The organism is Oleiphilus sp. HI0132, from assembly GCF_001635845.1.
The window spans coordinates 1-15238 of sequence record NZ_LWGJ01001459.1; the positions used below are offsets into that span (position 1 = coordinate 1).

Genomic DNA, 15238 nt, shown 5'->3' on the forward strand with positions numbered 1-15238 from the left:
TGCTTAGTCAGAAGCAGCTCTATAAGAAGCACGGCTTACGTTTCATCCCCTTTATTATATTTGTTAGTGATTCTTTCTAAGTCGTGTAACACTTTTATGCTTGTTTAAGCATAGTAGGAAACTTTTATTTTGTACTAATTATTTAGTCTCCATGGCTGCACATTATTTACTGTTCTTAGTGAGAGATGCAAGCCTAATCTTTGAACAGTGAATAAAATGCGACTTATGCCATTAAATAACTGGATTCGGTGTGATAACGGCCTTTTTTACACTGACCCCAATTATTTGATAGGATCCTGAGCGACACAATAAATATAATAATGAGGGATTATGACGGCATTAAACACTTCTATGGTAATGCAACTTTCTCTAGTTGCTGCCGCTCAGAAAACGATTGTTAAAAAATGGCTCGGGCTGGCTGTCGCTTCTTTGCTAGGCGCAGGGGTATTTTCTTTGCTGCTTGTTTTGTCTCGAACGCCAGGCGTACAAGACTTTATTCCCTGGGTGGACTTTTTCCATGTTGCACTGGTTGTGCACGTTGACCTTTCTGTATTGATTTGGTTTCTATCAATGGCGGGAGTTTTCTGGACTAGCAGCAACCCGGCTAGTGGTGGCTTGTTGGATCAGTGGGCGTGGAACTTTGCTGCGCTTGGTGCCTTGATTATGGTCGCTTGTCCATTTTTTGGAGTAGGGGAGCCTTTGATGAATAACTATGTTCCTGTGCTTCAACACCCAGCATTCTACCTGGCTTTATGTGTTTTTGGTTTTGGCATTCTGCTGTTATTAGTAGCTCGCTTATTGACTATACCTCAAGGCTTTAATAGTGGTGAGTCGGTACTGAGCTGGGCATCGTATTTAGCCGCTATTCCTGCTCTATTAAGTATTATTGCGTTAGTGGCTAGTTATCTGGGCATATCAGTTGAATATAGTGGTGAATATTATTTCGAATTACTGTTCTGGGGTGGTGGGCACACTTTACAGTTCACGCATACCTTGCTTTTACTTGTTGCCTGGTTATGGCTTGCAAGTGCATGTGGTGCTCGTTTTAGCTATAAGCCTGGGCTACTTTTGGCTTTGTCAGCATTGGTTATATTGCCTGTACTTATGGTGCCTTGGCTGTATGCTTCAAGCGAAATTGATTCGCTAGGGCATCGTTTAGGTTTTACTAAATTAATGCAATACGGTGGCTTGGCAAGTATGCCGCTTGGCATTATCGCAGTTTATCAACTGTTTCTGTTGATTAAACGAGGCAGGATTGAGGCATCTTCAAAGCCATTAAAGTCAGCAATGATAGCTTCGTTTATTTTGTTTTCGGCAGGCGGCATCATTGGCTTTTTGATCGAAGGTGTGAATGTAGTTATACCTGCGCATTACCATGGTTCGATTGTCGGAGTAACGCTTTCCTTTATGGGTATTGCTTATCTGCTCATGCCTAAGCTGGGTTTAGGTACCCCAGATACTCGCCTAGCGGCAATTCAACCTTATGTTTATGGTGGTGGCCAGTTGATGCATATATTGGGTCTCGCGTGGTCAGGTGGTTATGGTGTGCAACGTAAGACTGCAGGAGCAGCTCAAGGTTTAGATCGTTTACCTGAAATTATAGGGATGGGAATGATGGGCTTGGGTGGTTTGATCTCTACCATCGGAGGCTTGCTGTTTTTGATCGTGATTATCAAGGCATGGCGGCGACGAACAGAGTTTGAACCTGGTAGCTAGCCGCCTATAGCCGTTTACAAAAACTCTTTGAAGCGACGAGATATAATGCTCATCACGATAGCGGCCAGGCGCGCATAGATATCGCTGAGATAAGCTTTGTTGGGCAGTTCATCTTCAAGTGTTTTTTGGACTGTTTCAAATTTTGAATAACCTTCTTTGGGTTTCTCCAAAGACTTCATTACTTTAGCCATGACTTGAGGAGATTGCTCAGAACCCATATCTTTCATAATTTCATGAGCATGAAACTCAAGTTCTTCAAGTGACATGGCCTTCAAGTGAGAAACCAGTTCAGCTTCTTTTAGCGAAATGACCTGATGCGTTTGTAGCGTGGCTTTCGTGGTGTTGTGTGTCATATCGCGTTGTCTCAAGTAGGGTCTAAAGTTTAATGATAGATTGGAACTTTCCGGCGTCATTGATAGAAATAACAAAGCTCCCTTCAATGCCGTGGTGTGTCACATATTTACTCAGGATAGCGGCCGGAAACTGAATGGATCGGCCATCTCTGCTGATTGCATAGACGATATTGGCTTCACCCCTATAGATTCGCAGCCATTCCTCTTTATCAATGGAAAGGTCGACGATAATTTCTTGCATAGTTTGAACTCTATTTCTTTCTTTATGCTGGCTTATACATGTTTTACGAACCAGTAGTCCTGCCAAAAACGTAAGACCTTTGAAGGGTACTTAGTTTTACCTAAACTGCCATTGTATCGCGCAAGGGCTCTGATCAGGTTGCCTTTCTCTTTATTCAGGTAATGCTTCAGGATTGTACAGCCATACCGGAGGTTGGTTGAAACGGTCGTGAGGTTGTCGTCCGGGCGACCAATCTCATTCTTCCAAAAAGGCATAACTTGCATGAGTCCTTGTGCACCCACTCTGGAGATAGCAAAGCGCTTAAATGCGCTTTCAACATGGATCACTGATAGTACTAACTCGGGTTCCAGGCCCGCTCGTTTCGCTTCAGAGTGAACGCGCTTTAACAGCGACAAACGTTCCTCTGGGTCTTTGATGTAGCGCTTAAGTCGGCTGGACATATCGACCAGCCAAACTTCAGCATCAAAGCGGTCAACAAAACTACTGGACTCATTGACCGTTTGCATAAGGAGCTTACGCAGCTCATCATCTGGAGCCTGGCGTAAGCTGGCCTGTTCAGCGCTAACTGAAGACGCGAAAGACAGAGAAATAACCAGCACGAATAAGAGCTGATAAAGACCTTGTGGAGTCATCGCTCTCATCGACAAACCCTAAGCAATAGTGAAGCCAAGCTTATCTGCTAGTAAGGCCATGATGTCATCGATAGCAACATCCTGCTTATCGCTGTCATTTCTGCCTTTGTATTCTAGTGTGCCAGCCTTGATGCCTCGGTCACTAATAACAACTCGGTGAGGAATACCAATCAGCTCAATGTCAGCAAACTTGGAACCTGGACGCTCATTTCGGTCATCCATGAGTACATCAACACCTAGGTCAACAAGCTGCTGATAGATCTCTTCAGTCTTATTGGCAACAGGCTCAGACTTATGACCATTGAGTGGGATGAGCGCGATTTGGAAAGGCGCTATCGATTCAGGCCAGATAATGCCATTGTCATCGTTATTTTGTTCAATAGCTGCCGCTACAATACGCGATACACCGATGCCGTAACAGCCCATCTCCATAATGGTGGCTTTGCCATTTTCGTTTAATACCGAGGCATTCATTGCGGAACTGTATTTGTTGCCCAACTTAAAGATATGACCGACTTCGATACCGCGTTTGATTTCGAGTGTACCTTTGCCGTCAGGGCTGGTATCACCTTCAAGAACGTTACGCAGGTCAACGACTTCACCTAGTTCAAGATCTCTTTGCCAATTGACGTCTGTTAAATGAACGCCATCTTTATTCGCGCCACAAGTGAAGTCTGAACACAGTGCAGCGGTGCGATCGACAAATACAGTGATGTCTTTTAGTCCGACCGGGCCAATGGAACCTATATTCGCTCCCGTTGCGGCTTTCACCTGTTCTTCATTTGCGAACACTAAGGGAGAGGCGACGCCTTCAAGTTTTTCAGCTTTGATTTCGTTCAAACTGTGGTCGCCCCTTAATACCAGCGCTACCAAGGGTGCATTGCCGTCTTCATCTTCTTCGCCAAGAACCAGTAAGGTTTTGATAACCGAGCTAGCGGGAACAGATAAGAAAGAAGTGACCTCTTCAATGGTTTTCTGTTCAGGCGTAGCGACTTCTTCCATGGCTTTGCTTGGTGCTGCTAGCTCACCTTCAGGTGCGAGGGCTTCAGCCAGCTCAATATTGGCTGCATAGTTACTTTCTGTGCTGAAAGCGATATCGTCTTCACCTGAATCGGCCAGCACATGGAATTCATGTGAAGCATTGCCGCCGATGCTGCCTGAGTCAGCCTGCACAGCGCGGAAGTCTAGACCAAGACGCGTAAATATATTGGTGTAGGTGTCGTACATGAGTTCATAGGTCTCGTCCAGAGAATCCTGAGTCGCATGGAAAGAGTAGGCATCTTTCATTAAAAACTCACGGGCACGCATCACACCAAAGCGCGGGCGGCGCTCGTCTCTAAATTTTGTCTGGATCTGATAAAAGTTTGCCGGTAATTGCTTATAGCTGCTCAGTTCATTGCGAGCCAGGTCGGTGATCACTTCTTCATGCGTAGGGCCGAGGCAAAAGTCTCGTTGGTGACGATCTTTGATACGCAATAACTCACCGCCATATTGCTGCCAGCGACCAGACTCTTCCCAAAGTTCTGCAGGCTGAACAACAGGCATAGAAAGTTCTTGTCCGCCAGCCTTATCCATTTCCTCACGAACAATCGCTTCTACTTTACGTAGCACTCTTAAACCCATGGGCATCCAGTTGTATAAACCTGATGCGAGTTTACGAATCAAGCCTGCACGAAGCATTAGCTGATGGCTGATGACTTCAGCGTCAGCTGGAGTTTCTTTTTGAGTAGCGATTAAAAAACGACTTGCGCGCATGAGGCAATGATTTCCTTTGAGTGTAAAAATATAATGGCGTATTTTAAATAGCTAAGTGCTGATCGTATAGTCCTGAATCAAATAATTAATACAATCTTGGAGTAGAACATGACATTACAGGCCGCAGATGTGCAAGCCCGCATAAGAGAGTGGGTGCCAATGGCTGAGGATATCGACTTGAAAATCGAGGAGATCAAGCCCGGCTACGCGCGGATTCGAATTCCTTTTCAAGATAAATGTATTCGGCCGGGTGGCACGGTATCGGGCCCGGTTATGATGACCGCAGGTGATACGGCGATGTATGCTGCGATACTTGGAAGCCTGGGCGAGGTCGCGATGGCGGTAACCAGTAACCTGAATATTAATTTTCTTCAGCGGCCTGAACAGCGCGACTTGATCGCAGAAGGAAAGATATTGAAGTTGGGTAAGCGTATAGCATTTTGTGAAGTTTCGATCCGAAGCGAAGGGGCTGAGGATGTTGTGGCGCATGTGACCGGCAGCTATTCTTTGCCTCCGGTGTGATGAATAATACAAACTTGTAGACAGAGCCTTCCATGGCTCGCTAGCGGGTTAACGCGGGGCAGGTTCCAGTGAGGAGTGACACCCTCTATCTACGGAAATGATTATTTATTCGAAAATTACAATGGGCAGGCTCTGCCAGCAGGTTTTTGTTGCCGTCTTTTTTGTGTGAGAGCGCTACGCTTCAATCAACTTAATGATTCCTAAAAATAACTTACTGGTGGCGGCAACTAGCTCTTTTCGTTCCGTTTTATAATCACTCACTAACCAGTTTGTCGCTGCCTGGCGCATTGCTCCTACTAAGGATATAGCCATGATGTCCTGTTGGGCACGATCAATCGTCATATCGGGAAAAGCCTTATTTGCCATTACTCTTAAAATTTCTGCAAAGCCATTGATGTAATGATAGTAAAGCGTATTAACTTCTGGGCTAATGCCTTCTAATTCGACCATGCATATTCGAGCGATATTAGGGTCTTCAAGAATTTCAAAGTACTTATCTAAACCCGCAATAATGGCAGCCTTTGGGTCAGAGTCTTGATAGCCCACAACGATGGCTTGAACAATTTCTTTACTGAGCAGGGTCATACAGTCTTCATAGACCGCCAGTAATAAATTTTCTAGACCTGAATAGGATTCGTAAAAATAGCGATCAGTTAACTTGGCTTCTTTGCATAAGCTCCTGACAGTTGAATTTCTAAAGCCGCAACATCCAAATAGTCTTAAGCCCGCATCTAAAAATTGTTGTTTTCTAAGTTTTTTCCGCTCAGCTAAAGATACCCCGCCATAGGTCCGTTCGGTCTTTTTATTTTCTTTAGAAGGTTCAGCAGAGGGCATTGGCGTTTTATTTCGTCCTGATTGAAGTGATTTTTAGTCCGGGTTGAGCCGTCTATTCTGCCGTGATTTGAAGTCGGATGTAAAGCGTGACCGTCAGTCAAAAAATATTTGACTACACCTGTAGTCAGAATATATGATGTTTTGAAGTTGCTTGTCGTCACAATTTATATCTCGTTAATCTTCGACTATGATGATGGCAAGCGCTAGACAATAAACATAAAAATTCAGTGAGCAAGGCAAGGTCTTGTGAGCGACTGGAGTGCTAAATGAAACAAGATTACCAAGTCATTATTATCGGTAGCGGATTCGGCGGACAGCTGGCAGCCATGAACCTAATCAAACGTGGCATTCAGGATTTTCTGATTCTGGAGCGGCGCGAATTTGTCGGTGGTACCTGGAGCCAAAATACCTACCCAGGCGCAGCCGTCGATGTTCCTTCTCCTTTGTATTCGATATCTTCAGAGCCTTACAATTGGTCGCAAATGTTCGCTGAACAAGACGAGCTAAGAGAGTACACCGAGCACATCATTTCCAAGCACGCTTTGGATAAGAAAATTGCGGCAGGCTCCAATGTGTCGAAGATTGAATGGCAGGAAGCAGAGCAGCGCTGGCAAATTGATATTGAAGGCAAAGATGCTTATCACGCTCAATTTGTTATTAATGCTTCAGGGCCACTTAGTACACCAGTGATTCCAGATTTTCCTGGAAAAGATACATTTAAGGGTAAGTCCTTTCACAGTAATAACTGGGATCATAACTATGACCATAAAGGCAAGCGAGTTGCAGTGATAGGTAGTGGTGCCAGTGCCGCACAAATAATCCCTGCGATCGCTCCGGAAGTTGAACACCTTGATGTGCTTCAACGTACCCCTCATTGGGTAATGCCTCGAAATGATTATAAATTTAAAGGCTGGCAACGTAAGTTGCTTAGTAAGAGTTGGGCCTACTTTGCTTTACGTTTCTTGATCTACTGGTGGTATGAATTCCGTGTTATTGGCTTTAAATATTCAGATTTGGCATTGAAGGTCTTGGCGAAGAACAAAGCTGAAAAGCATATTCGCAAACAGATCAAAGACCCGGACTTACAACGAAAAGTGACTCCCGACTTCACCATAGGCTGTAAGCGGGTAATTTTATCAGACACGCTTTACCCAGCTTATTGTCGAGATAATGTCACCTTATTCGATAAGAATAATGGCATAAAAGAAATCACCGAGAAGGGTATTGTGACTCAGGACGGTGTCGAGCACGAGCTGGATTTGATTGTCTACTCAACCGGTTATGATGCTACTGATGGCGTGATCTCATATCCGGTGGTGGGTAAAGGCGGTAAGACCTTAGCTCAGGCATGGAGTGACTTCCCCAGAGCTTATTTAGGGACGAGTGCGCCAGGCTTTCCAAATTTGTTTATTGTCACAGGGCCTAATACAGGCATTGGTCATACCTCCGCTTTGTTTATTATTGAGTCGCAAATGAAATACATCATGAACAGTATTTCGGCGCTTAAACAAAGTGGCAAAAAAGTGATCGAAGTCAATGTAGATGCTGAGGAGAAATATACCGATTTAATTCATCACGAGATGGCCAAAACGGTTTGGCAGCGTGGCGGTTGTAACTCTTGGTATAAGAGCAAGAGCGGAAAAGTGATTGCCATGTTCCCGGGGTTTAGTTTTACCTTCAGACGCTGGGCTAAGAAATTTAAACGCCAAGATCACTCTTTTAACTCTTAAGTAGTAAAAACGATGAAAAAAATAACAAGTTTTAAAGACAGGGTAGTGGTGATAACAGGGGCTGCCTCGGGTATGGGGCGCGCCTATGCGCTGGCTTTTGCTAAGCAAGGTAGTCATCTGGCTTTGTGTGACTATGACGAGGAAGGCTTAGGCGAGACGATCTCGTTGCTACCAGAATCACAAAAAGTCTTTGCACAGGCCTTTGATATCTCAGATGAGCAGGCAGTGTTTGAGTTCGCCGATCAGGTTAAACAACACTTGGGTCAAGCATTTATGCTTGTCAATAATGCGGGGGTTGAAGGCAGTGGTGAGCCGGTTTGGGCGACAGAGCAATCATATTTTAAGCGGGTGATGGATGTTAATTACTATGGTGTGATTCATGGTACTCGCGCATTTCTATCTGACATGCTGGCTAATAACCAAGGCGTGATTGTGAATGTCTCAAGTATCTTTGGCCTGACGGGAACACCCAATCATGCTGATTATTGTGGTAGTAAATTTGCCGTACGAGGTTTTACCGAAGCTTTAATGGTCGAATTATCGGCCAGTGATATTCAGGTACACCTTCTACATCCAGGGGGGATTCGAACCAATATCGTAAGGCATGAACATGCCCGAGACTTTTCTCAGAACTTTCTGACTACTGAACCAGAGGATATTGCCGAACATTTAATTAAGTCAGTTAAGAAAAATAAGCCTCGTATTGTCTATGGAAATAATGCTATTAAAGTGTGGTTGGCTTCCAAACTGTTGCCTTTACCGCTTGTTTGCGCGATGGTTTGGTCAGAAATGAAGAAGGTTATCGACCTTCGAGCGTATAAATACAAATAAGGATATTGAAATGTTGAAAAAAAGTTTACTGGCTTTAGCTGCCATTTTGTTAGTTTTTGTGGGTGCCACGTTCATCGCTCCGGCTCCAATGGGTAAAGCGGTCTATGAATGGGCTGCTCCCTTCGAGGCTGGTTTATATGGCTTGGAAAAGGCTCAGGTAAATATTGGCGAGATGGATATTTATCTCTACCAAAATGAAATAAAACCTGAGCGTCCTACTATCGTTATGTTGCATGGCTATAGTGCCGATAAAGATGTCTGGCCACGTTTTGCTCAGTTTTTTAGCGAGCACTATAACGTGCTAATTCCTGATATGGCTGGTCATGGTGAAACGGGCTTCCATAAAGATTGGGATTACGGTGGACCTGCTCAGGTTGAACGTATCATCGCTTTGCTTGATAAATTAGCGCTCGATAAAGTTCATGTTATTGGCAATTCAATGGGCGGATTTATCGCAGGCCACTTTGCTCGTATGTATCCTCAGCGAACACTGAGCTCGACCTTAGTTGATCCGGCAGGTGTTGAGTCACCCATCAAGAGTGATATGGAGAAGATGCTAGCAGCAGGGCGCAATCCTTTCGAAATACACAGTCGTGAAGAGTTTGATACCTTTTACGGGATGACCATGGCCAAAGCACCTTACATTCCAAGTTTTATTCTTGAGGCTGTTTCAGAAAAGTACCAAGCGCGCCGAGAAGAGTTAATCGAGATCTTCCAGGACTTCCATGGCAAGCATATGTTGCAGCCGGTATTAAATGAAATTCAAGCGCCTGTGCTATTGCTATGGGGTGATCAGGACCAGCTCCTACATGTCAGCGCCGTTGATGTATGGAAGGCTGGCATTAAGAATATATCTATAAAAATTTGGCCGGGTATTGGACATATGCCTATGGTTGAGATTCCGGCTGAAAGTGCTGAGGTTTACCAGGCGTTTTTAGATAAAAATAGCTAATTTAAACGTGCCAGGCTCGACTTTGTCGGCCTGCTTACCTAGAGGAAAAATAATGAAAAACTTAAACGGTAAAGTAGCCGCGGTGACAGGTGCTGGGTCGGGCATTGGTCAAGCACTGGCGGTTAACTTGGCGCAGGAAGGTTGTGCTCTGGCCATCTCTGATGTGAATGAGAAAGGTCTGAAAGAAACGCAGAACTTACTTAAAGGCTTCAATGTGAAAGTCACAAGCCATGCTCTCGATGTAGCTGATAAAGAGGCTGTCTATGCCTGGGCCGATAAGGTGGTCGAAGACCATGGCAAAGTAAATTTGATCTTCAATAATGCCGGAGTGGCTTTGTCAGGCACGGTGGATTCGCTCTCGATTGAAGACTACGAATGGATTATGAATATCAATTTCTGGGGTGTTGTTTATGGCACCAAAGCCTTTCTGCCTCACCTTGAAGCATCGGGCGAAGGTCATGTGGTAAATATTTCCAGTATATTTGGCTTAACTTCACAGCCGTTAATGAGTGGTTATAACGCGAGTAAGTTCGCTGTTCGAGGGTTTACCGAGTCTCTTCGTCAGGACTTGGAAATTACCGGTTCAAAGGTCAGCACTACTTGTATTCATCCTGGTGGTATAAAAACAAATATTGCTCAGTCAGCGCGAGTTGATAAAAGCTCAATGAAAGTGACTGGGGCAACTAAGGAAAGTACCTTAAAAGAGTTTGAAAAAATGTTTGTTCATACGCCTGATAGTGCAGCAAAGACTATTCTTAAGGGTGTTAAGCGCAATGATAGGCGTGTGCTGATTGGTGCTGATGCGAAGGCGTTTGATGGCGTAGTGCGTCTTTTCCCAACGGGTTATCAATGGCTGTTCACAAAAGCAATCAAGTGGCGCAGTAAGGCTGCTAAGAAGTTTGCATAATTAGGTGTGTTGATTGCTGGCAGAGAACTCTACTCATAGGTGTATATCAAACTCAAACTGTGAGTTGCGTGCCAGCGATGAAGGTAGGTCACAGCCTACAAGCCGAAAGTTCCTTTTGTATACATTGAACTTATCGGCTTCCTCCTTGTCTGACTCAAAACCCTGCTAATAAATGATAATTAGAAACAGTCCATATTATTGAAAATTTAACTATACACTGTAAAGTTGTTGTGGTTTTATAGCTACCTAATTTACGAGGTAAGCCGTAAAAGTTATGAGCTTTTCCTCGGGGAAAAATATATTGCGTAAAATATAGTCGTGTGAATATATAGTTCGCACAACTGAAATAAGAGCAAAAGAATAAACGGGTGAAATCATGAATTTTATCTTCCTAGGCTTAATAAGCATCTTATATTCGAGTGCCTTATTGGCTACAGAAAACTCAGCTGAAACATCTACCAAAAGTCCTCAATGGCTTACTGATTGGCAGCAGGAAAGGTCGGAAGGTGGAATTGGTTCTGAGTGCCGAAAGCATGTCAGCAAAATTATGCAGTGTCGTTTTAAGGTGGTTGTCGATGAATCTCACGAGGCACTTACAGCCGTCATTCAAGATGTTGAAGGCTTCAAAGAGTGGGCGATCAGTGTATTGATTTCTGAGCGAGTAATGTATGAAGAATCTGATCCCGATACTTATGTTTATACAACCTATAACTTTACCGGTGCCTACAATAGAGACGCTCTAAGCCGGTATTCTATGGTGACGGATATTGAGGGACGCAGAAACCGTATTAACTTTATCACCGTAGATAAGCCTTATGAACCACGAGACTTACGTTTAGTTCGTTTCCCTTTAATGGCGGGCTACTGGCAGTTTACAAGCCTGGGTAATGGTCAGACAGAAATAGAACATCAAAGTTTTACTCAGCCAGGTGGCTTAGTACAGAGCACCTTGTATCACTTGTTTAATGTTGCTTATCTTGATTCTTCATTCGACACAATTCGAGCATTGCTGGCACAAGCTAAGAGGCCTAAGTACCAAGACGCACTGGAGTCAGGCTTATCCATTCTTGCCAAAAACAAATAACTAAGCCTAATACGAAGGATTGACGGATGGCGTCACAGCGAGCAAATAAAGGGACTGCGCTGGTTATTGGTGGAAGCATCTCAGGCATGTTATCGGCAAAAGTTCTTTCAGAGCACTTTGACTTGGTGGTGATTCTAGAAAAAGATGCTGCACCGGACGAGCTCTCTTCAACGTCGGGAGAGTTATTTCGAAAGGGGCTTCCGCAAGCCGCGCATCAACACCTTTTATTACTTAAAGGTCGCCAATTATTCGAAGAGTTTTTTCCTGGCTTTGATGCAGAGCTTGAGCGTTATGGGGCTCCCTTAGTTAACTACTCTGAAGATGTTTCTTTGTTTATAGGCGAAGGTAAATTACCGCGTTTTGAGTCTGGCTTGGATTTGAGGGTATGTCGTCGCCCTTTAATTGACAGAGTGGTGACTGAGCGGATAGAGAGTATTGAAAACATTGAGCGTCGTTACGCTTGCCAAGTGAGTGGCTTCATACTGAATAATGATAACTCGCGAGTGACAGGGCTCCGATATCAACAAGGGAGTATAAGTGCTGAAAAAACATTGCGAGCAGACTTGGTTGTTGATTGCTCGGGCCGAGGTAGCCGGACGCGAACTTGGCTCAAGAAAGAGGGCTTGTCAGAGGTAAGCGGGACGCATGTTAACCCCAAGCTAGGGTATGCCAGTCAGTTATTCGAGGTTCGACCAGGGCAGCAGGTTAAACCTATTGAGGTTGCCCCTCATGCGCCAACAAGTCCTCGTGCTGCAGGCTTGTGGCCCGTCGAGAATAATAAGTGGCTGCTCACTCTAATCGGTATGAATGCTGTGTATCCAGGTAATGACCTTAATGGGTTTACTCAATTTGCTGCTGAATTGCCAACCAAATATATTCATCGTGCCTTGAGTGATATGTCGCCGGCCTCTGGTATTACACATTTTCGAGGAACTGAAAATGTATGGCATCGCTATGATCAAATGAAAGATCATCCTTCGGGCCTGCTTGTAATGGGGGATGCGATGTGTGCATTCAACCCGCTATATGGACAAGGTCTTACACTAATTGCAATGGCTGCGAAGTCTTTAGCGTTGCGTTTAGAGCAGGGGGCGCGCTCGGGTTTCTCTAATACGTGGGCACGTAGAACCTATCGACGTTTCAATCGATTCTTTTTTACTGCGTGGATGATAGCTATCAGTGAAGATATGCGCTGGCCTGAGACAGAAGGGCGTAATATTCCTTGGTATTTAAACGTATCTTATCGCTATATGGATAGATTGCTCGCGGCCTGTATACATTCAAAACCTTTAGCACATTGCTGCTTATCGATTGCCAATATGGTGAGCTCACCGCTTAGCCTGCTTCGGCCTGACGTGATGTTAAAAGCCTTTTGGTTTGGCAGAAAGAAACAGGTAACGTTGAGAGAGGAATGCTCATGACGACTTGTCTTGATTTGACAGCTGAAAGGTCATTGGCTGCATCTGCCACTAAGGTAGGCTCTGCAGAGCGGGTTTTACTTCCATTCAAAGAAGACAGCTTGTCAACAGAAGATAAACAAAGCTTACTTCAACGTTATGGCTGCCAGTCCAGCTCTTATTTTAACTTGCAAGCCGGTGTACAACATTTTGGTTCTGCACATCGGGGCTATGTTTCCTATTTTCGTCAGCGTTTCCTTGGTTCTGAATTCAATATTGCGTTTACCCGCCCGGTGTGTGCTGATGAGGACTTTCACCCCTTATTAGATGCGTTAGAAGCGTCAACGAAGCGACCAAGTATTTTCATGGCAGTTGATGCTGATTGTGCGAGTGCTTTGATAGATCGGGGTTATCGATGTAACGATATGGGGGTTGAGTATTCGCTCTCACTCAACAGTTTTGATGTCAAAGGGAAAGAGAAAAAGTATCTGCGCTGGGCATCTAACTTTGGACGTAGGGGCTTTGTTGTTAAAGAACAGGCTTGGTCTGAGGTGAATGAAGATAGAGTTCGGGATATTTCCGAGCGCTGGCGACAAACCAAGGCGGTGACTAAGCGTGAACTTAGGCTCATTACTCGGCCGCCAGAGTATAGAGATGCTTGGGGAGTCAGGAAGTTTTTCTGTTACCTAAAAGGAGAGCTCGTTGGATATGTGTTTTTTGATCCCTATTTTCAGGATGATAAGATCATAGGTTATACAGCTAATATCATTCGCGCTTGCCCTGGGATAAAACCGAATGGCTTTCTAGATTATACAATCCTTGAAGCAATGAAGGTTTTTCAGAAAGAAGGTGTTGCTCGTTTGTCACTGGGCTTAGCACCCTTGCACGAGCTTCAGAGCTTTCCACATGAGATTGCTTCATTACGCTACTTGCAACAATTAATGTATCGCTATGGAAGTTTTCTATATGCGTTTCAAGCACTTGCTTACCATAAAACTCGATATCGAGCACAGAGTGAACACTGGTTCCAATGTATTCCTCCGGGGATCTCGTTGCCTAAAGCAACCATTGCTACCTTAAAAGCAATACAGGTTTTTTAGTGATGTCTGAAGATAATTCTTTTGTGAGAGGTCGTTATGACAGAACGGCTAGGTTCTACGAAAAGGCCGCGCATTTATATAGTGGTGGTAAGATCATTGCGAGTAAGCGTTGGCAGCTGCGTGACATAAAGCCCGGTGATAAATTACTGTTTGTGGGGGCGGGAAGCGGTGAAGATGTGGTACTTGCTGCGCAAAAAGGTGCCGAGATTACTGTCGTTGAACTTTCACCTAAAATGCTAAAGCGTATTGAATGTAAGCTAGAGAGATTAAGCTTGAACGATCGCGTCGTGCTTGTCCTGGGTGATGCATTTAAGCACCTTAAGGACAGCTATTATGACTATGTGGTAGCGAATTACTTTTTGAATGTCTTCGCTCACCCATTGATGATCGAAATGCTAAATCATCTAAGCTTGCAGCTTAAACCGGGTGGCAGCCTAATGGTTGCGGACTTTGCTCCGATCAGTGGAAACCTAGTGCAAAGACTATGTCAGCGGCTTTACTATTACTCAGCACTATTCGCATTTCATTTAATAGCGAAAAACCCGGTTCACAAAATCTACGACTATACACTTTATGCGAAACAAGCAAACTTGAGCGTTAAGCGCTACCAAATGTTTAAGGTGCTCCCGGGTCAGTCTGATTGGTATCGGTCTTTAGAGCTAGTTCGAAAATAAAGCTTTCGAACTAGCTACTTCAGGACCTAAGCACTATAACGCTGTCGAAGCGCTTCGATACGTTTGTCTAGAGGAGGGTGACTCATAAACAAACCGCCTAATGAATTCTTCAGTTCGCCACTAATACCAAAAGCGACCATTTCAGAAGGCATTTCACTTGGTTTATCGTATTCAGCCTGCAGGCGTGCAAGTGCGCTGACCATCGCAGCGGGGTTAACTAGCTCCGCTCCCGCTATATCTGCTCGATATTCTCTACGGCGGCTAAACCAGAAAACAATCGTGCTAGCGAGCACTCCTAATATCATCTCTGCGACGAAGGTGGCGATAAAAAAGCCCATGCCGTGACCGCTTTCATTTTTGAATACTGCTCTATCAACAAAGCTACCGATAATTCGCGCAAAGAACATAACGAATGCGTTTACGACTCCTTGGATAAGGGTGAGGGTAATCATATCACCATTTGCGACGTGCCCGATTTCATGCCCAAGTACAGCCTTAACTTCCTCACGG

General features: G+C 44.5%; 16 protein-coding genes. 10 read left to right on the forward strand and 6 right to left on the reverse strand.

The genetic code is table 11. From position 1 onward, the window contains the following. Window positions 1-330: 330 nt before the first annotated feature. Window positions 331-1716 (forward strand): cbb3-type cytochrome c oxidase subunit I, encoded by a 1386-nt coding sequence (locus A3766_RS22415; protein ID WP_068515568.1) that lies wholly within the window; start codon window positions 331-333, stop codon window positions 1714-1716. 14 nt (window positions 1717-1730) lie between these two features. On the opposite strand, the gene A3766_RS22420 is transcribed toward A3766_RS22415, so the two are convergent. From A3766_RS22420 to A3766_RS22435, 4 genes are read right to left on the reverse strand one after another with little or no spacing between them, the layout of a single operon-like run. Further along, window positions 1731-2069: a hypothetical protein gene (locus tag A3766_RS22420; RefSeq protein WP_068515566.1), complete on the reverse strand. Its 339-nt coding sequence runs from the start codon at window positions 2067-2069 to the stop codon at window positions 1731-1733. Window positions 2070-2091: 22 nt separating this feature from the next. Beyond that, a complete protein-coding gene (locus A3766_RS22425; protein ID WP_068515563.1) occupies window positions 2092-2310 on the reverse strand; it encodes a DUF2835 domain-containing protein in 219 nt (72 codons plus the stop codon). A gap of 32 nt (window positions 2311-2342) precedes the next feature. Then, entirely contained in the window at window positions 2343-2942 is a 600-nt protein-coding gene (locus A3766_RS22430) for a lytic transglycosylase domain-containing protein (RefSeq protein WP_197470029.1), read from the reverse strand. Between the two features lie 18 nt (window positions 2943-2960). Continuing rightward, window positions 2961-4697, reverse strand: a complete 1737-nt coding sequence (locus tag A3766_RS22435; protein ID WP_068515560.1) for a proline--tRNA ligase — start codon at window positions 4695-4697, stop codon at window positions 2961-2963. Window positions 4698-4805: 108 nt separating this feature from the next. Between A3766_RS22435 and A3766_RS22440 the strand changes: the two genes are divergently transcribed. Further along, window positions 4806-5219, forward strand: coding sequence for a PaaI family thioesterase (locus tag A3766_RS22440; RefSeq protein WP_068515557.1), 414 nt, complete (start codon window positions 4806-4808; stop codon window positions 5217-5219). Window positions 5220-5393: 174 nt separating this feature from the next. Here the strand turns inward: A3766_RS22440 and A3766_RS22445 are convergent, their stop codons facing one another. Then, window positions 5394-6053 (reverse strand): TetR/AcrR family transcriptional regulator, encoded by a 660-nt coding sequence (locus A3766_RS22445; RefSeq protein WP_068515554.1) that lies wholly within the window; start codon window positions 6051-6053, stop codon window positions 5394-5396. A 266-nt stretch (window positions 6054-6319) separates the two neighbouring features. Between A3766_RS22445 and A3766_RS22450 the strand changes: the two genes are divergently transcribed. The 8 genes from A3766_RS22450 (at window position 6320) to A3766_RS22485 (ending at window position 14728) form a co-directional block, all read left to right on the forward strand. Beyond that, entirely contained in the window at window positions 6320-7783 is a 1464-nt protein-coding gene (locus A3766_RS22450) for an NAD(P)/FAD-dependent oxidoreductase (RefSeq protein ID WP_068510427.1), read from the forward strand. A 12-nt stretch (window positions 7784-7795) separates the two neighbouring features. Next, complete coding sequence (locus A3766_RS22455) at window positions 7796-8614, forward strand: SDR family oxidoreductase (RefSeq protein ID WP_068510424.1); 819 nt, start codon at window positions 7796-7798, stop codon at window positions 8612-8614. Between the two features lie 10 nt (window positions 8615-8624). Further along, window positions 8625-9566, forward strand: coding sequence for an alpha/beta fold hydrolase (locus tag A3766_RS22460; RefSeq protein ID WP_068510422.1), 942 nt, complete (start codon window positions 8625-8627; stop codon window positions 9564-9566). A gap of 52 nt (window positions 9567-9618) precedes the next feature. After that, entirely contained in the window at window positions 9619-10473 is an 855-nt protein-coding gene (locus tag A3766_RS22465) for an SDR family oxidoreductase (protein ID WP_068510415.1), read from the forward strand. A gap of 376 nt (window positions 10474-10849) precedes the next feature. Further along, window positions 10850-11557 carry a hypothetical protein gene (locus A3766_RS22470; RefSeq protein ID WP_068510413.1) on the forward strand — a complete coding sequence of 236 codons (708 nt, stop codon included), beginning with the start codon at window positions 10850-10852 and terminating at the stop codon, window positions 11555-11557. Between the two features lie 26 nt (window positions 11558-11583). Then, window positions 11584-12978, forward strand: coding sequence for an NAD(P)/FAD-dependent oxidoreductase (locus tag A3766_RS22475; protein WP_068510411.1), 1395 nt, complete (start codon window positions 11584-11586; stop codon window positions 12976-12978). Then, window positions 12975-14054 carry a DUF2156 domain-containing protein gene (locus tag A3766_RS22480; protein ID WP_068510409.1) on the forward strand — a complete coding sequence of 360 codons (1080 nt, stop codon included), beginning with the start codon at window positions 12975-12977 and terminating at the stop codon, window positions 14052-14054. Before A3766_RS22475 ends, A3766_RS22480 begins: the two co-directional genes overlap by 4 nt. Window positions 14055-14056: 2 nt before the next feature. Continuing rightward, on the forward strand, window positions 14057-14728 hold the full coding sequence (locus A3766_RS22485; protein ID WP_068510408.1) for a class I SAM-dependent methyltransferase: 672 nt from the start codon (window positions 14057-14059) through the stop codon (window positions 14726-14728). Between the two features lie 26 nt (window positions 14729-14754). Here the strand turns inward: A3766_RS22485 and A3766_RS22490 are convergent. Continuing rightward, on the reverse strand, window positions 14755-15238 hold a 484-nt coding region (locus A3766_RS22490; RefSeq protein WP_156509052.1), incomplete at its 5' end, for a M48 family metalloprotease.